Source organism: Candidatus Protochlamydia naegleriophila (assembly GCF_001499655.1).
GTDB lineage: Bacteria > Chlamydiota > Chlamydiia > Chlamydiales > Parachlamydiaceae > Protochlamydia > Protochlamydia naegleriophila.
Genome location: NZ_LN879502.1, coordinates 2,868,433 through 2,885,090, shown reverse-complemented (window position 1 = coordinate 2,885,090; position 16,658 = coordinate 2,868,433). Strand labels below are relative to the sequence as shown.

The following is a 16,658-nucleotide window of genomic DNA, read 5'->3' as shown; positions in this document are numbered from 1 at the left end:
TAAAAAACATTAAAATAATTTACTGCGAGGTTATTTTATGATTAATTTGATACCTATGCAAAATGTGAACATCGACCTGTGGTTTCAGTTGATTTCTAGGCAAGCGAGTGAGCCTGAGCAAAGTGAGCTGCCAGAATTGTACATTTATCAATGTTGCTTAAAAGAGTCGCTTGCCCTTGAGGGGAGTGAAGAGAAGGAAGAGCTGGCAAAAGGGGACTATTTCACCTTAGGTGCTAAAGGCTGGGATGATCAGGCTTTAAATCCGCGCAAGTTGTCGTTTACCGAGATCGTGCATTTGACGGATGTGATCGTTTGTGCGGCGGACATTGGAGGCGGGAGCGGAATGGATCTTGAGGAGTTCAATCAGCTGGCGATGGCTGGAAAGTTGCATGAGCGGGCCGAAGAATTTTTTCAGATTTTTGAGAAGCCGGCTATTCAAATCGAACTGATGAAGGAACGAACGGCAGAGCGTTATTTTTCTGGACTATCAGGTCGCATATTGAGTATCTTTTCTTCGCTTGCAAATTTTTTTAGAAAGTATGATCTGCAAATCTATACAACTATCCTTTGGCCTGGTGATTCATGCCACTATGCAGATCAGGTTGTGAGCCAAATACAAGGGGCCAAGCAGCTCTTTTTAAAAGAATTTTTGGAAAAAGCCGCCCGAGTCAATTACAATCTTCTGTGCGAGCACTTGAAAGTCGCTGCAACAGGCCATCATTGTGCGGAAGATGTGAAAAAGCTGTATTTTGATCTTGTGCGCCAGCTGCATCCTGATCATAACCGGGCGAAAGGGGCTGATGCAGAAGCTGGGCGAATCATTGAGTTGTACCAAGATTATCGGGCCTTGCAACGCATGCAAGAGCTGACTGACGTCAGAATCGATTTATCGACGGCTAATGAATCGGCTCATTTATCTCAGATGCATGTACCTGAGCCTGTTTTTAAAACAAGTAAGAACTTTTTAGCATTAAGCGAGCATTAATAAACTAGTATGAAACCGATCTACATCCAGAGCCCTTCCTGTCCTCATTTTAAAGCGTGCTCTGGATGTAGTACGGATTTAGGAAAAGAGCCTCTTATTTGGCTTGAAGTGCTCGAAAACTTTAAGAGTCAGGTTGTTCCCAGCCTCCATCAAGGATTGCCAACAAGATGGCGCTGTAGAGCTAAGCTGGCTGTCCGCGGCTCTTCTGACAATCCAATCATCGGCTTATTTAAAAAACATACTCATGACGCCATTTCCATTCCCCTTTGTTTAGTCCATCACATTAAAATCAACCAGGTCATTCACTATATAGAGCAGTGGATGAAGCATCACGCTCTCATGCCGTATCAAGAAAAAGACAATAGCGGTGATTTGCGCTATCTTCAATGTGTGGTGGAACGTTCAACGGGCAAAGTACAAGTTGTCTTTGTCTTAAATATTGCCGATGCTTCTCCTCAGGCTCAACGCTGGTTTTCCTTACTGCTAGAGCTGGCTCAAGCCTTCGATCCCTCCCTTTTTCACTCCATTTGGATTAACTTTAATTGCCGAGCAACCAACACGATTTTTAGCAACCGCTGGCAGCTTGTATGGGGTGAAGAATATGTGTGGGAGCGTTTTGGAGAGGTTTCTGTATGCTTTCAACCGGCCAATTTTGCACAAGCCAACCTTTCCCTTTTTGAAGAGCTTCTCCAGAAAATTAAAGAATGGGTTCCTGACGGGGCAAAGGTTGCAGAGTTTTTTGCTGGAGTGGGGGTGATCGGTTTATTCATTGCTTCTAAGTGCACTTGGGTAAAGTGCGGGGAGGTCAATCCTCACGCCAAGCTCTGCTTTACCCTTTCACGGGCAAAGCTCCCCGCCGATGCGGCAGACAAAATATCTTTTTATACAGGATCTGATGAAGAAACTCTGGGTCTGATGCAAGCAGCCGATGTCGTCATCGTCGATCCTCCGAGGAAAGGTTTGAGCGAGGCTTTTATCGGTTCGCTGAAACACTCTTCTGTCAATCAATTGATTTACGTGAGCTGTGGATGGGAATCTTTTAAGAAGAACTGTCAACAACTGGCTCTAGATGGCTGGAAATTGGAAGATTTAGATGGGTATGCTTTTTTTCCAGGAAGCAATCACATTGAATTACTCGCTCGATTTATAAGGTAATCTTCCATGCACCCTTTAATTCCCTTTAATTTTTTAATATGGTGCGGTGATAGAGTATGACGTGGATGTTCATGCTTGGAATTGGCTGTTATTTCGTTCTTATGGCTTTCGTTGGATCGATGGGCAGCAAAAGAGTCAAAACGCTAGAGGACTATCTCCTTGCAGGAAGGAGCTTGCCCATCTATCTAGCTGTTCCAACAGTCGTGGCTACTTGGTTTGGAGCAGGTTCTGTGATGGGAGTCACAGGAACAGTATATTCGGAAGGTTTCTATGGAGTCTTGGCCGACCCATTTGGGTGTGCCTTTGCACTGCTGATTGGCGGGCTTTTCTTTGCTGCTCCTTTCAGGCGGATGCGCCTATTGACAATATCCGATTTGTTGCACAAGGTCTATGGAGGAGCTTTTGAGAGAGTATCAACCATAGTGGTCCTTCCTTTCTATGTTGGAACCCTTGCTTCGCAAATGCTGGCCATGGGGTATATTTTTCAAATTGTATCTGGGTCAGGTTTTGAGTTCGGAGTTGTGATCGGAGCCTTAATCGTCGTCCTCTATACGGTTTCTGGTGGAATGTGGGCGGTTACGCTCACAGACTTTATTCAATTGAGTTTGTTGAGCATTGGTTTGATTGTCATTGTCCCGATTTGTTTGAATAGAGTTCCTGATCATACTGTTGTTTTTGATAATGTATTGCAGGAGTTTGGCAATGTTTTTCCGCAAGACCCATCCTCTTCCTTCAGCTGGCTAGCTTATGGAGGACGCCTCTTCCTGACGGGACTTGGTGGAATCATGGGACAAGACTTGCTGCAGCGATTTTTGGCGAGCAAATCTGAAAAAGTTGCCCGAAATAGCGGTATTTTGGGAGCTGTTTGCTATGTATTTTTAGGCCTCATTCCCCTTTTTATCGGAATTGCAGGCCGCGAAATCTATCCTGTTTTGGAAAAACCCGAGCATCTCATCCCCCTCCTCGCTAAAGAGTTTTTCTCTCCTTTACTCTTTACCCTCTTTGCCTGCGGTTTATTTTCAGCCATCATGAGCACGGCAGATAGTTATTTGTTGGCGGGAACCTCGCTTGTTACACACAACATTGTTTTAAAGGTGTGGCCGGTGCAAGAGGAAAGAAAGAAAATCATCGTCATGCGCTTTGTCAACGTGGGTATCGCCTTGGTGGCCCTGATGCTGGCCTTTAGCGGTCAGTCCATTTTCATCTTGATGGTTCATTCGGGAGCCACCCTGTTTGTCGCAATTTTTGTGCCTGTTTCGGCTGCCCTTTTCTGGAAGGGGGCGAATGCTGCTTCGGCTTGGATGGCGATGATCTCTGGAGTTCTTGGATGGGCTGGATTCATCTTGCTGAGCGAATCTACCGGGGGAGTGTCAGAAGACTTGCTGTTTGCAGCTTCTGCATTTGGTGCTTTGTTATCATTGGGGGCCTATATTTTGACCTCGTGCTTAAAAGCCGCAGGTAAAAGAATCGAGCAATTTGAACACCTTTTTCCAAGTGGAACAGATTATCCGGTCCCCATTTTCCTGGCCGATGAATGAAACAGACTTTCTCTTTCGAGCAATCGCTTTTTCCGCTCGATGCCCCAGCGGTAGCCGTTGATCGATCCATCGTTTCTAACGACTCGATGGCAGGGGACTACAATGGCTAAGGCATTAGCGCCGCAGGCGGTTCCTACTGCACGAACCGCTTGCGGAGACCCGATTTTTTGAGCGATTTCGGTATAGCTGACGGTGGATCCGCAAGGAATTTCCTTAAGTGCTTTCCAAACTCTTTTTTGAAAAGAGGTTCCTCGTTCATCAAAAGGCATGTCTAATGATTTAGAAGGGTCTTCGATGCAGCCGATTACTTGGGTTAGTAGAGCTGTGGCAGCATCGCTCCCTTCGATCAATTCTGCTTCGGGGAAGCGGCTGCGCAATTCGCTTTTAAGCTCGTTGGGCTCATTGCCTAGCAAAACGGCACAGAGCCCTTTAGGGCTTTGTGCGGCAAGGACGTATCCGAGCCATGAATCGTCAATGGCAAATTGAATGTTTTCTTTGTTTGATCCGGTCATAGTTATTCCTCTCTTGTTAAAACCTAGGGTTGTCAGATTCCAACCCTGGCCATCCGTAGGTAGCAAGTCTGGTTAAGCCTCCCATCCTGCTTTCTAATCTACTATACCTGCCTTGTCAGTTTTTACGCTGGCCATTTTCGGACATCTAAGTCTTGGTTACATGTCCGAAAATGGCTAGCATTGCTTTATTTTAGTGGGGTATAATCAATGCATGGAAACAACAAATCCGATTTTTTACAAAGCCTATTGTTCACGCGACCCTCGCTTCGATGGAGTCTTTTATGTCGGTGTGACCTCGACGGGCATTTATTGCCGTCCGATTTGCCCAGCCAAGACTCCCAAGGAGGAGAATTGCCGGTTTTTTAAGAGCGCCGAGGCGGCTGAAAAGGTTTCTTTTCGCCCGTGTCTACGGTGCCGTCCTGAATTGGCGCCTGGAAATGCCCCTGTCGATGACGCCCATCGTCTGGCAAATTTAATCATCCATCGCCTCAAAGAGGGGATGCTAGATGAAGAGGAGAGCCTTGAGGAAATTGCCCACCACTTCAATTTGAGTTCCCGTCACATCCGGCGCATCATACAGCAAGAATTTGGCGTGTCCCCCATGGAACTTCTATTGACCCGTCGCTTATTGTTAGCCAAGCAACTTTTATCGGAAACGAGTCTATCAATTACTGAAATCGCCTTTTCCAGCGGATTTTCAAGTTTGCGAAGATTCAATGATGCCTTTAGCAAGCGATATGGTATGCCTCCAAGCCGTGTTCGCAAAGGGATAAAACAGCGATTCGTAAAGCCAGTACCATCCGAGACAATAACCCTTCAGCTTAACTATCGCCCTCCATTCGATTGGGAGGCTCTTTTAACATTTTTAAAGGCCCGCTCGCTCAAAGGAGTGGAATATATTTGGGATGGCAATTATGCGCGCACGGTTCAACTCGGACAACAGCGTGGCTGGGTCTGTGTCCGCCATGCACCTGAAAAAAATGCCCTCTATGTCGAGGTTTCTCAATCGCTCTTGTCTGTTCTTCCAGCCTTGCTGGGGAGACTGCGCAATCTATTTGACTTGAGTGCAAGACCGGACTCCATTGCAACTCAGCTCGGACAGGATCCCTTGTTGGCAGAGGCTTTGACTAAAAATCCGGGGCTGCGCGTTCCAGGGGCATTCGATGGGTTTGAATTGGCTGTTCGGGCTGTATTGGGTCAGCAGATCACGGTAAAGGCTGCCACAACGTTTGGCGGACGTGTCGTAAAGGCCTTTGGAGAATGCATTGAAACCCCTTATCCGGAGTTGTATCGATTGGCTCCAACACCGCAGCGGATGGCTTCTTTAAGAGTCGAAGAACTGACGGCGCTTGGCATCATCCAAGCGCGCGCTAAAACGATTATCACTTTGGCAGAAGAGATGGCTTCCAATCGCTTAAAAATCGAGGCTGGTTTGCATCCTGAAGAGACGATCAAGCAATTGATTGCACTGCCTGGAATAGGGAAGTGGACGGCTCATTACATTGCTATGCGAGCCCTTCGATGGCCAGACGCCTTTCCCAAAGAAGACATTGTGCTGCGCAAAAAATTAGGCGGGGTATCAGCCTCGCAAGCAGAGATTTTATCTCAAGCTTGGCGTCCTTGGCGCAGCTACGCGACGCTCTATCTGTGGCTGCTGTAAAACTCAGTCTTTTTTGTATTTTTTTGATTGAAAGAAGGCGTTCTTGTTTGTTAAAAACACAAGCTGTCAAATTTTTTGCTTTTTTCGAAAACACACTGTAATGGAATGAAAATGAATCACGATCTAACCATGATTTCCCATTTCGAAGTCCTGTTAAGGCTCATGCTAGCAGCCATCTTAGGTGGCTTGATTGGACTCGAAAGAGAACGGACAAGCTGGTTTGCCGGACTCAGGACGCATATGTTGGTGTGCATGGGGTCGACGCTAATCATGATCGTTTCCCAATATGGTTTTCAAGACGTATTGCAAAAACAGATGATCATTCTCGACCCCTCACGTGTCGCTGCTCAAGTGGTCAGCGGGATTGGATTTTTGGGAACGGGTACGATTTTATTCTGGAAAAATACGATTAAAGGACTCACCACGGCCGCCAGTTTGTGGGCGGTTGCCGCGGTCGGCCTTTCCATTGGAGGCGGTCTTTATCTGGCAGCCGTTAGCATGACCATCATGATTTTCATTGTCCTGGCGGGCATAAAACCGCTCGAAAAAATATTGTTCAAAAGAAAATTCACCAAAGAAATCAAGCTGTCTGTCAAACCTACTATCTCTCTCAAAAACGTAGAAGAGATCCTCACTCAATTAAACCTGCGCCTCTATCTGGTCAACTTTCAAGTCGATGTGGAAGAGAATCGAGAAATTATCCGCCTATATTTTAAGTCGAGTCCTGACATCGATCCCTTAATCATTCTCGACGCCTTTAAAAATCTTCCCGGAATCGAAAAATTAGAATCTGTCGAATAAAAATTTATAAAAAAAGCAGTTCCAAACAGTTAATGCTGAGCTTTCCTACGACTCGTCTTTGGTTAATGCCGAAAGAGCGACTGATCCAGCATGAGTTTTAAGAACAGCCAAAAGATGTTTAAAAAAAATCAGATCCCTTAATTAATTTTAGTTTGTTGTTTTAAATAAATGATTGAATTACCATTTATTGGTTGTTAATTATAATTTAATAAGGTTTAATGTGCTTAATTTATCAAACATTTTTAACTATCCTCCAGAGAATCATGCTCTTGTTTGCGAGTATTTAGACGTTGAGACGCTAACCAAGCTGAGAAGTCTCAACAGCGATTGGAAGTATTTAGTCGAACATCCAACGAATGGAGCGTGGCCTAATCTTTATTTAAAGCTTTGGGGTGAAAGAGTTACATCCCATAGTTTTCCAGGTCATTCGCCTTATCAACTTTTCACCCATCGTTTTAAGTTGCTTGGTTTAGATTCTCTTTGCCAGCGTTTAGCGCCTTTGGGTGTGTCACATATTGCCGCTCAGATTGGAATGATAAGGAAAAATAACAGTACAGTCTTTTTGAATACCCGGTTGATTCAAGAGAAAAGAGAGGAGATCTTGGAGCGCTGTCCGGCTACCCTTCATTTTTTTAATACGAATCCTGTTGTGATGAATTTGGCTAATTTAGGCGTTAGTCAATGGGAAGCGAATGAGTGGTTGACAACTGAACATGTGTATCGACAGTATAATGAGATAGAGTCCCATATTAATCGAGTCAATATAGCGTTGGTGGTCCATTTTGTAAAGACTCCCCTTTCCATTTCCCTGGACCGCTTGGAGGCTAAGTGGTTGTTAAAAGAGGCCATTCTATTGGCTCATTACCAGAATAACGCTTTTTTCTTGCACGACACGCAATACCGGCGCGATTTTAGCTGGTTGGCCAACAATTCTTTGGGGGATTATATCAATACCGAAAATTGTTTGACCATTTGGCAAGAATTGGCCCCCGCCTTTTTTGAAGTCAACACGAGAGAGCTCTTGTTTGTGGCGGCTAAAAGAGGATGTTGGACAGCCATCATTCCTCTTCTTTTTGAAAGAAATTGCTCCGCGAAGGATCAGAAATTGAGAACGGCTCTTCATTATTTAAGTAAACACCATGTTACAGAAAAGAGCGCTACTTTTTATGGTGTTCTTTACGCGCTAATGGAGCAGGGATGCTCTCCTTTGCAAAAAGATGCAAAGGGCTACTCCCCTTTAATGTTAGCAATGAAGTACCGCTCTCTCGATGCATTGGCTTTCTTTTTAGATCGATTTGAGGAAGAGGACTTGGAAGAGGCCATCGAGCAAATCGTTGAGGTATGCCATGAGCGCACTGAATCATATGATGAATATGATTTGAAGGTACTAGAATTGATCGTTCAAAAAGGACTACCTCTCGGTTACGATTCTCTCTTATTTCGCAGCCTGTTGCTTCAGAGCGAATGGAAACTCCTTTTATTTTGCTACAAGCATAGTTCTGAGGTGGAACTCGAAAACATCTTCGATAACCTCTTTACTCTCATGGCTTACGACAGTTCGCAAAGTTGCGATATCTTATCCCGATGCAAAAACTTTAGTACGACTCTTCCTCGAATGGAAAAATTCATTGCTAAAATGATTGAAAGATTTGGTGTAGATTATATTCATCGGGAAGGTAAAACTCCTCTACATGCCTGCATCGGTTTCTTCGAAAAAGAGATCAAAGAAACCAGGGAGATGGCTTTCAATGCAGATATCGACTTTGACGATACCTCTGATCAACTCTTAATAATGCTCGAAGAATCGTATCTGACTTGCGTAAAGCTGCTCGCTACACCCAAAAATCTTACCCTATTAAATGGCGACCAACAAGCTCCCTTGGACTTGATTTTAGACAGAGACAGTTCTGTTTACAAATACCTATTCGATGGGCTTAACCCCAAGAAACGAGTCAGGTAATCTTATCTTTGAGAGGTTGAAAGCCTCTCTCTCTAAACCCTGTCTGAATCTACGACTCAATCACTTTTCTCTTGTTTTATGTTATATATAATATTTAAAGAAAATAATGTAATCGTCAATACCTTGTTTTTTTGATTATTGATAGAAATCAATTATTGAAATAGAATTACCACCTTTTAATGTTTTTTAGTTTAAAAATAAGGTTAAATTAATCATGGCTAATTTAGAATTAAATTTATCTACGACCTTTAATTTTCCTGTAGAGGTCTATGGGCATATGCTAGGGTATATGAGTGTGGCGAGTTTGAATGTACTGGGAGGTGTTTCTCGTGATTGGCGCCACTTTATCAATCAACATCCCTATAATCATGCATGGGATGACCTTTTTAAAAAGCTCTGGGCAGAATCAATAACTTCTTACGCTCATTTAGGCTATTCTCCTTATAGACTGTTTATGCATCGCTTTAAGCTGCTTGGATTGCATGAACTAGATCAAGGATTGAGGCAGATTAATGCTCCGGACGCTGTTGCTCAACTTAATACGATCAGAAAAATTGCAAGCTTCTCTTTTTTCAATACTCTCCTTATCGAAAAAAAAAGAGAACAGGTTTTTAATCATTGCTCTCATTATCTTGGCAATTTTCTCATTCAAAGTGTGGCATTCAATCTGGATAGCTTAAGAGTTGGCCAAGAGGAGGGACAACGTTGGATGAGGGCCGCTACTTCCTACGAAAATTATCAGATTCTTGCCCCCTATTTTACTCGGGTCAATAGTGTCTTGATGGCTCACTGCACCAACTCCCCCCTCCATTCCATGTCGATTCCTCGCTTGAAAGCTCAATGGTTTTTGCATGAAGCGGTTATCTTAGCAAATAGGCAGAACAATGCTATCTTTCATCAGTCAGCCCCCCATTGGCGCAATTATTCGTGGCTATCGAACGACAAGGACTACATCTATTTAAATTTTATAAATACGCAAAATTGCTTGACCGTTTGGAAACAACTGTCTCCAGATAATTTTGAAGAATATTCAAAGAAGCTGCTGTTTCATGCGGCAACAAGGCAGCACTGGGAAGTCATAGCAGCTCTGATTGCTGAAAGAGACTGTTCTGTGAAAGATGATAATGGACGGACTGTCTTACACCACCTTTCTACTTTATCGGTCCGAGAAGATATGCATGAGCCTATCCACGATACTCTCAAAGCCTTGATTGATGAGGGATGTTCTGTTTTAGATTTGGATAACGATCGCTCTTCTCCATTGATCTTGGCTGTTGAGCAGAATAATTTAAAGCTGCTCGATTTCTTTTTAGACCATGTCAAGGTTGAAGAGAGAGGCAAAGCATTGAGCCAAATCGCATTCATACTAAATGATCATATTGATGAATATGATGATAATGAGTTGGATGTATTGGAGTGTATGGTACGCAAAGGATTCTATCCAGATTTGGGTTCACCCCTATTTTTAGAAATTCTTGTTCAAAGCGAATGGTACCTTCTTTCTTTTTTGAGTTCGGAAAGTCATCTCCAACAAACCCTTTTTTCTCACATTTTCGACTATCTCGAATACGACAGTTCGCAGAATTGTGACATCTCCGGGAAGCTGGATGCTTTCACTGCAATACTGCCCAAAATAGAGACATTCATTCATCAAATGAGTGGACAGATGGATCTTGATCTCAAAGGCACAACTCTTTTACACGAATGCATTCGATTCTTTGAAAATGAAATGGAAGAAACAGACCTCATATTTGAACAAACGAATCAACGAATCGATTTTGAATTGCCCCCAAATATGCTTTTTGACAGCTGCTTAAATCAAGCAAGCACTGATCTGAATGCAGTATCGATGGGAGGAGAAGAAATCGAAGCGTCTGATGAAATGATCGATGCTTCCCTCCTCGAGGAGTATGAAATGTTGACGGCAATCCTCAAAGAATCGTACCTGAGTTGCGTTAAATCTCTGGCTACGCAGGCGGGCATTAAACGTGCCGATGGCAATGGCCACACTCCTATCGATTTGGTCAAAGATATGAAATCGGATGTCTATAACTATTTATTCGAGCTGCAACGCTATCCAAAAAGACGACGGATCGATAACAGCATGAGCTAGTCTTTACCCTAAGATAAAAATCTTTTGTTCAGATTGATTGACAAATTTTAATCCTCATGTAAAAAAACATGGCAGGGACATATAGATATGTTCAAAAGTCTAAACAAACCAGTTGGATAATGAGGGGGAATATCCCCTCATTAGATTCATAATTTAAATTACTAGGAGGCGCTATGCAACGTAAAGCAAGTGCTGTTTGGCAGGGAAATCTGGCCGGCGGTAAGGGCACTATTTCAACCGAAAGCCGAGTCTTGAAGCAAACTCAATATTCATTTAGTACTCGATTTGAAAATGGCATCGGTACCAATTCGGAAGAGTTATTAGCTGCAGCCCACGCTGGATGCTTCTCCATGGCTCTTTCTGCAGAACTTGGCAAAGTTGGCATGACTCCCGATAGTTTGGAAACAACGGCAACTGTCTCTATTGAGAAGAGTGAAGGGGGCTTTACGATCACAAAAAGCCATCTGGATCTCATTGCTCGCATTCCGAATGCAGATAAGGCGAAATTTGAAGCTGCCGTCAAAGCTGCTGAGCTTGGATGTCCTGTTTCCAAGCTTTTCAAAGCCGAAATCAGCGTCTCAGCACAATTGACTTCTTAAACGTCTAGAGATCTTTCTTTCCAGGAAAGGTCTCTGCTTTAATGGACAGTTGTAAAGCGGCTTTACATGCGTGCTATCGGCAATCATTTTCTTGTTTGCGAATGATTGCCTTAAACATGGGTTCTTTGATTTTCCGATATTTTTCACCGTCATGATTGGCTTCTAAGGCTGCCTGCTGCTTTAAGGCAGCATAATCTTGAACGGCCTGTGGATTGTTTAACAGATGGTCCCTAAAGGCAATCAAGTTGTGCCAGTCAGGGCTTTCTGGGTAAGTCAGGTGGAGATGATACCTCCTCTTCGTTTCTTCTGGATCGGGCAAGAAAATGACAAAATAGGCGCGCGTTGGAGTGCTGAAAGTGGGCCGGAATTCGTAGCCCAGGCTTTGCAAGAGTGGGATGGCGGCTTCCATGTCTGTTTGTTTGACGGCAACGGCGATATCGATGATTCCTTTTCCTCCAAGGCCTGGGATAGCGGTGCTCCCGACATGTTCAATGGCTAAAGCATTTTTAAGGTAGGGCATCAGCCTCTCCTTTTCCATTTGAAAGAGAGTGGGGAAAAGCGGGCTATAAGCTTTGAAGAGGTACTTGTTCATGATTTTAACGGCAATTGTTTAGATGATGGGATTAAGGATTTTTTCCATCTTAAAATTGGTGAGTTGGACGCCATCTTTAATGACACTCTGTTCACAGATTGTGGAAAACCTTTGCTTTTCGAAGAAGGGCTTCGCGGTAATGCTCACTTCGGCAAATAGGCGAGTTACCTTAATGCGCTCGGCTTCTATAAAAATGTGGTGCATAAGGGCTGATCCAACCCCTTTGCCGATCCAATTATGGTGGCAATAAAAACAGTCGATGTGGCCATCGGGCTCAAATTCGGCAAAGCCAACGATTTCCTGGTTGATGACGGCAACGTAAGGATTAGTTTTTAGGAACTTTTTTGCCCATCCTTCGCCTTCTAAACTGGTTAGCGGTGCCCATACATCTACTTGTTCCTTCGTATAGTGCTGAATATTGATTGTATGGATAGTGTGATAATAGATGCACGCCAAAGCCTGCGCATCTTCGGGTTGGTAGTTGCGGACATGAATCGGTTGAGCCATTTTTTACCTAAAAAGAATCTAGTATCGAACTATACTAAAAAAACTCTCTTTTCTATTCAATTGGTCATTATTTGCTCCTTGTTAGAACAGGAGCTAAAACGGCTTTTAGGGCGCAAGGCGTAGTAGCTCATGGCGATGAGCGCCATCAAGGCTGTCACAATTAAGCTTAAAGGGCAGCAGCAATCCTCCGCCAAATAGGCGGATTATGGCATCCCCTAAGCGGATGTTTTATAGAGCGTTCCCAACCAATGCTTTTATTAACAATTGACCGAGCCATTGTTCATAATCGTCCGAAGTCCATGCTTGTTCAATGACTAACATGCGGTAGAGATCTCGCCCCGTGAAAGCCCACAAGATATCGCGTGCCTTCGAAAGAGTGAGCCCTTTTTGAAGCGAATTTTCACTAATCATCTGCTTGATAGTCTCTTCTTGACGTGTGTAGCGGCGCATCTCTCTTTCTTTTTCGAGCTCCTTGAATTCTGGAGCCAACATAGAAGCACTGTGCAAAAGGTCGATTTGTGCTTTTTCCGCATCGTAGATGTGGCGGGCAATTTTAGCCGAAATCATCAGCCTTTGCTGCGGCGACCTTTCTGCTTTCGCTTGATTTACGAGAGCCTCAAATTGCTCGACTGGTAGCACCTCATCCAATAGGGCGCGCAAGACGCCACGCTTCGATTGAAAAAGAGCATAGATCGTAGGGGCAGAAACGTCGGCCGCATGTGCCAGCTTTTCAATCGTGACGCATTCAAAGCCATCACTCTCAAAGAGGTGTTTGGCAGCCGTAAGGATGCGTCCTCTAGTTTTGATGGCTTGTTCGAGGCGTCCTTCTGAGCGGTAAGCTCTTTTCTTTTGATTTGACATATTGGGTATAGTTTACTATATTTAATATTAAATCTCAAAAATCCAAAGGAGGATCTATGAGCCAGAATCATGCAGCCACAATTGAAGCTTACTATACAGCCCTTGCTGGAAAGAATGTATCGGCATTAGAAAAATATCTTCATCCTAATGTTCAATTCCTAGGACCGTTTGGCAGGGCAACTGGAAAAGAAGCTGTTTTAGGAGCCACGACTCATTTTGCGAATCTTTTTAAGAGTCTCAAGATACGTACCACATTTAGTTCTGAGGATCAGGCCATGATTGTGTATGACGTTGATTTTCCAGAGCCGGTGGGCCTCATTCGCACGGCTGCGCTCATGACCTTTCCAGGTGAGATAATAACCAAAATCGAAGTTTTTTTCGATGCTCGCCCGTTTGAAAAAATGCAAACAGTCAAATAGCTCGTTAATGTTTAGATTGTAAAAATCACAACACAATCCTACTACGAATATCTGTAAGCTCACTCAAGTAAACAACTAACCGCGGAGCGTCAGCAATCAGGATTGTGTCGATCAAAGGTGAATGCTTTTTTACTATTCACCGGATAACATTTTGCCAATTTCTGTGTCTTGAGGATCGGTTAAGAACCCATCTGGCTCATTAAATGGCATGGGGATGATTCGCAACGCAGCCCTAGTATGACCAAAGTTGAAGGTGTGCATAGCTAATGATCTCAGCTGCAAAGCGATTTTAGTGAACTATTCTAATAGGAACAGGGGCACTTTCTACGTCGTCTGAATTCACAGCTACAATTTGATAATTTTTAGCTTTATTTTTTGAACCCAAATAAGTTGTGAACTTGAGCTGACGTCTTGCTGAGATCTCCTCTATCAAATGCCCATTTTTATAAATCCGATAAAGTATAACGTTGGTAGAGGGGCTGGCATCCCAATGCGCTTTCAGTACATACTCTGTTTTATCTATAAATCTGTTCTTCTTAACCCGACCGATAAAGTGAGAGGGGGGAAGCGGAGCTGGGGGTGCAGTTTCTATGTAAGTGTATTGACCAGCAAAAACTATCGGTGTAACGCCAAATGGTGTGACCACTATGACATCAACTGTCCCCACTCCTGGCGGCACGGTTACAGTCATAGAAGTATCGGAAATGACTACAACATTCGTTGCGGCTATCGTCCCAAAATATACAGCTGTGTTGCTGCTAATGAAGCCAGATCCACTAATGGTTATTGTATTCCCCCCCACAAGCGGACCAAATGCTGGATTTATATTAGTGAGAATGGGTGATGCTGGAATAATAAAATCTAAAACCAGCCCGAGGGTAGGATCATTATGTTGGTCAAATATTTTTGTTAAAATTTGATTGAACTCGGCAAATGTGATATGCCCAGAAATTAATCCATCAAAGGAAACTGTTGCCGTAGATGGCCATACATCATTTGGAGCTGTATAAGGAGATGTCATTTCCTGAATATAGTATCCATTTGTACCTGTGAAAGAATCTCCATTCATGGTAATGAGCGGCCCGGTAGAAGGTGTGCCTGTCTTTCCATAGATAAGCAGACCGGTTTGACCGCCTATAAATTGATTATTCATCAATTGAAAAGGTTGATTTGTTCCATTGATCGTTAAGAGTTCCATGTTAAAATCGCGGAGGTCCATCACATTAGAAGTTAGGGTCGTAAGCCCGTTTGTGTCCCGAACAATAATGCCTTCGGCAAAGTTGACTCCTGGAGTGATGGTAAAACTTAAGGCATTGTTTTGGATTGTGAGATTATTCCCACATTGAGTAGCAAATATTCCAATATCATTATTACTGATGACGTTTCCCGAAATCATGACATTTGGGCCTGCGGTGGGAACATTAATTGCTGTGGATGAAGCTCCCAAGACGGTGGCAATATTACTTTCCACAAGATTATTTGTAATGCTTCCGATAGCGGAACCGCCAAATGTAATGCCGTTTGGTGTAGCTGTGGTAGTATTGGGTGTCAGAACATATCCACGATTAACCGTTGTATTAGAGATATTGGCCGTTAAATTAGGCCCCATGCAAACAATCCCATTTCTTTGATAAAAATCGACGAGGCAGTTATCGACATTGAATAGCGCAGTTCCACTATCAACTATATTAACAATCCCGCCTCCTGCCAGTTGTCCGAAATTGGTTGAATTCCTCGTATTGGTTGTGTGAACATTTTGGATCGTACCTCCGGCATTGTGATAGCCAATAGCAAAAAATCTATTTGAAAATCCATATTGGCCCGTTGAAGGAGGGGGCAGGGTCGCCGTATCTTGCTGATGATCTCCGTCAACCGTTAAATCCTTAATATTGACAGTCTGAGGAGATGGCGCTGCTAGATTGTTAACCATCAGTACGCACCAAATGTTAGGTCCGCTATTAAAAAATTGAGTCAGTGGTGTAGCGGGTCCTGGCGATTGAATAATGGTACTATTTCGGCCTGTGCCGGCGATATTCAAACTTTTAGAAATAACCTGTACTTGCTCAATATAGGTGCCGGTGGATAATTGAATCGTATCTCCAGAGTTAGCGCTATTAATAGCTGCTTGTATGCTGGCTGGAGGGGGGCCGACAAAAATAGTCGCGGCAATAAGTTTTCCTAAAAAACAGGCGAAAAAGCAGCCTAAGGAAAAAGAATATTTAAAGAAACGGCTGGACAAAAGATTAGAATGACAAATAAATTCCATAGAGACCTCATCGCCTGTCGAAAAACCATTGAAACATTCAAAGAATGGAAATGGAGGGGTTATATATTTTGCAACGTTAAGCAAATAAGACTGGTAGAGTCAATAAATTTCTAATCTAGAATCGCAAGCATATAAAAGCATACTTGAATAACTATGAAGCGAAAGCCCAAAATGTAATGAATACAAAGAGAGTCTTTAATGTTTAGTAGCAGAGGATCTTCTTGCCATTTTTGCCCTTTTTGCGAATTGTGAGATGAATGAAATGCAGATAAATAGCCCATTGATTGAACCCATGATTAAGCAGCATGAATAGAAAAAATTCTTGAGGCAATTCCTTTGCTTATTTCATCAAAGAAAAGGATAAGGAAACAAGAAGCATGGATGCAAACGGCTCTTAGAAACAACTGCAAGAATAGTAAGATCAATAGTCAATTCGCGAAGATTTTAAGGAATTGTGTAGGCTGGTGGGGATTTGACAATTACAAAGCTGGATTGTCGGGGCGAATTATCGAAAAAGACTACTATTTCAACTTGCCTCCAAACCTTTCAAAAAGAGTAGCTGGGATGGCTATTATCAATATTCTTCTCAATAAGAAATCTCCTGAAAATGCAGGAGAATTGCAGATATTAGGACAATTCCAGAACAGTCAGGTAAAGCAAAAGGCACAATGAATCGAGCTACGCTTGCCT

15 protein-coding genes are annotated in these 16,658 nt (G+C 43.3%); 10 read left to right on the top strand and 5 right to left on the bottom strand.

All coding sequences use genetic code 11. The annotated features are described in order from the left end of the window. The first annotated feature begins 37 nt into the window (after window positions 1–37). Genes PNK_RS12205 through PNK_RS12195 form a run of 3 tightly spaced genes read left to right on the top strand, consistent with a single transcriptional unit; the run spans window position 38 to window position 3,678 of the window. Window positions 38–985 (top strand): J domain-containing protein, encoded by a 948-nt coding sequence (locus tag PNK_RS12205; RefSeq protein WP_032124693.1) that lies wholly within the window; start codon window positions 38–40, stop codon window positions 983–985. Window positions 986–994: 9 nt separating this feature from the next. Beyond that, complete coding sequence (locus PNK_RS12200; protein WP_059062287.1) at window positions 995–2,140, top strand: class I SAM-dependent RNA methyltransferase; 1,146 nt, start codon at window positions 995–997, stop codon at window positions 2,138–2,140. A 56-nt stretch (window positions 2,141–2,196) separates the two neighbouring features. After that, the gene (locus tag PNK_RS12195; RefSeq protein ID WP_079992931.1) at window positions 2,197–3,678 is read left to right on the top strand and encodes a high affinity choline transporter 1; all 1,482 of its coding nucleotides are present in this window, start codon (window positions 2,197–2,199) and stop codon (window positions 3,676–3,678) included. On the opposite strand, the gene PNK_RS12190 is transcribed toward PNK_RS12195, so the two are convergent. Beyond that, window positions 3,645–4,190 (bottom strand): methylated-DNA--[protein]-cysteine S-methyltransferase, encoded by a 546-nt coding sequence (locus PNK_RS12190; protein ID WP_051981794.1) that lies wholly within the window; start codon window positions 4,188–4,190, stop codon window positions 3,645–3,647. The two genes, PNK_RS12195 and PNK_RS12190, sit on opposite strands and share 34 nt — an antisense overlap. Before the next feature lie 211 nt (window positions 4,191–4,401). On the opposite strand from PNK_RS12190, the gene PNK_RS12185 reads away from it, so the two are divergent. The 5 genes from PNK_RS12185 (at window position 4,402) to PNK_RS12165 (ending at window position 11,323) form a co-directional block, all read left to right on the top strand. After that, on the top strand, window positions 4,402–5,850 hold the full coding sequence (locus PNK_RS12185; RefSeq protein WP_032124690.1) for an AlkA N-terminal domain-containing protein: 1,449 nt from the start codon (window positions 4,402–4,404) through the stop codon (window positions 5,848–5,850). Window positions 5,851–5,961: 111 nt separating this feature from the next. Further along, the gene (locus PNK_RS12180) at window positions 5,962–6,651 is read left to right on the top strand and encodes an MgtC/SapB family protein (protein ID WP_032124689.1); all 690 of its coding nucleotides are present in this window, start codon (window positions 5,962–5,964) and stop codon (window positions 6,649–6,651) included. Window positions 6,652–6,871: 220 nt separating this feature from the next. Next, complete coding sequence (locus tag PNK_RS12175; RefSeq protein ID WP_059062283.1) at window positions 6,872–8,611, top strand: ankyrin repeat domain-containing protein; 1,740 nt, start codon at window positions 6,872–6,874, stop codon at window positions 8,609–8,611. 214 nt (window positions 8,612–8,825) lie between these two features. After that, on the top strand, window positions 8,826–10,724 hold the full coding sequence (locus PNK_RS12170; RefSeq protein WP_032124687.1) for an ankyrin repeat domain-containing protein: 1,899 nt from the start codon (window positions 8,826–8,828) through the stop codon (window positions 10,722–10,724). Between the two features lie 173 nt (window positions 10,725–10,897). Further along, window positions 10,898–11,323: an OsmC family protein gene (locus PNK_RS12165; RefSeq protein ID WP_059062281.1), complete on the top strand. Its 426-nt coding sequence runs from the start codon at window positions 10,898–10,900 to the stop codon at window positions 11,321–11,323. A 73-nt stretch (window positions 11,324–11,396) separates the two neighbouring features. Here PNK_RS12165 and PNK_RS12160 read toward each other — a convergent pair whose 3' ends face one another. From PNK_RS12160 to PNK_RS12150, 3 genes are all read right to left on the bottom strand, one after another. After that, window positions 11,397–11,915, bottom strand: coding sequence for a GrpB family protein (locus tag PNK_RS12160; protein WP_079992930.1), 519 nt, complete (start codon window positions 11,913–11,915; stop codon window positions 11,397–11,399). Window positions 11,916–11,933: 18 nt separating this feature from the next. Next, window positions 11,934–12,422 (bottom strand): GNAT family N-acetyltransferase, encoded by a 489-nt coding sequence (locus PNK_RS12155; protein ID WP_032124684.1) that lies wholly within the window; start codon window positions 12,420–12,422, stop codon window positions 11,934–11,936. A 228-nt stretch (window positions 12,423–12,650) separates the two neighbouring features. Continuing rightward, window positions 12,651–13,283 carry a TetR/AcrR family transcriptional regulator gene (locus PNK_RS12150; protein ID WP_032124683.1) on the bottom strand — a complete coding sequence of 211 codons (633 nt, stop codon included), beginning with the start codon at window positions 13,281–13,283 and terminating at the stop codon, window positions 12,651–12,653. A gap of 56 nt (window positions 13,284–13,339) precedes the next feature. Here PNK_RS12150 and PNK_RS12145 point away from each other — a divergent pair, with 56 nt between their 5' ends. Beyond that, window positions 13,340–13,702, top strand: a complete 363-nt coding sequence (locus PNK_RS12145) for a nuclear transport factor 2 family protein (RefSeq protein WP_032124682.1) — start codon at window positions 13,340–13,342, stop codon at window positions 13,700–13,702. Window positions 13,703–13,991: 289 nt separating this feature from the next. Here PNK_RS12145 and PNK_RS12140 read toward each other — a convergent pair whose 3' ends face one another. Next, window positions 13,992–15,968, bottom strand: coding sequence for an IPT/TIG domain-containing protein (locus PNK_RS12140; protein WP_032124681.1), 1,977 nt, complete (start codon window positions 15,966–15,968; stop codon window positions 13,992–13,994). A 381-nt stretch (window positions 15,969–16,349) separates the two neighbouring features. On the opposite strand from PNK_RS12140, the gene PNK_RS12135 reads away from it, so the two are divergent. Next, window positions 16,350–16,640: a hypothetical protein gene (locus PNK_RS12135; protein ID WP_032124680.1), complete on the top strand. Its 291-nt coding sequence runs from the start codon at window positions 16,350–16,352 to the stop codon at window positions 16,638–16,640. The last annotated feature ends 18 nt before the right edge of the window (window positions 16,641–16,658 follow it).

What these genes read in the sequence shown, in the direction of transcription:
- PNK_RS12205 (WP_032124693.1), top strand. Translation starts at nt 38, where the DNA reads ATGATTAATTTGATACCTATGCAAAATGTGAACATCGACCTGTGGTTT.
- PNK_RS12200 (WP_059062287.1), top strand. Translation starts at nt 995, where the DNA reads ATGAAACCGATCTACATCCAGAGCCCTTCCTGTCCTCATTTTAAAGCG.
- PNK_RS12195 (WP_079992931.1), top strand. Translation starts at nt 2,197, where the DNA reads ATGACGTGGATGTTCATGCTTGGAATTGGCTGTTATTTCGTTCTTATG.
- PNK_RS12190 (WP_051981794.1), bottom strand. Translation starts at nt 4,190, where the DNA reads ATGACCGGATCAAACAAAGAAAACATTCAATTTGCCATTGACGATTCA.
- PNK_RS12185 (WP_032124690.1), top strand. Translation starts at nt 4,402, where the DNA reads ATGGAAACAACAAATCCGATTTTTTACAAAGCCTATTGTTCACGCGAC.
- PNK_RS12180 (WP_032124689.1), top strand. Translation starts at nt 5,962, where the DNA reads ATGAATCACGATCTAACCATGATTTCCCATTTCGAAGTCCTGTTAAGG.
- PNK_RS12170 (WP_032124687.1), top strand. Translation starts at nt 8,826, where the DNA reads ATGGCTAATTTAGAATTAAATTTATCTACGACCTTTAATTTTCCTGTA.
- PNK_RS12165 (WP_059062281.1), top strand. Translation starts at nt 10,898, where the DNA reads ATGCAACGTAAAGCAAGTGCTGTTTGGCAGGGAAATCTGGCCGGCGGT.
- PNK_RS12160 (WP_079992930.1), bottom strand. Translation starts at nt 11,915, where the DNA reads ATGAACAAGTACCTCTTCAAAGCTTATAGCCCGCTTTTCCCCACTCTC.
- PNK_RS12155 (WP_032124684.1), bottom strand. Translation starts at nt 12,422, where the DNA reads ATGGCTCAACCGATTCATGTCCGCAACTACCAACCCGAAGATGCGCAG.
- PNK_RS12150 (WP_032124683.1), bottom strand. Translation starts at nt 13,283, where the DNA reads ATGTCAAATCAAAAGAAAAGAGCTTACCGCTCAGAAGGACGCCTCGAA.
- PNK_RS12145 (WP_032124682.1), top strand. Translation starts at nt 13,340, where the DNA reads ATGAGCCAGAATCATGCAGCCACAATTGAAGCTTACTATACAGCCCTT.
- PNK_RS12140 (WP_032124681.1), bottom strand. Translation starts at nt 15,968, where the DNA reads ATGGAATTTATTTGTCATTCTAATCTTTTGTCCAGCCGTTTCTTTAAA.
- PNK_RS12135 (WP_032124680.1), top strand. Translation starts at nt 16,350, where the DNA reads ATGCAAACGGCTCTTAGAAACAACTGCAAGAATAGTAAGATCAATAGT.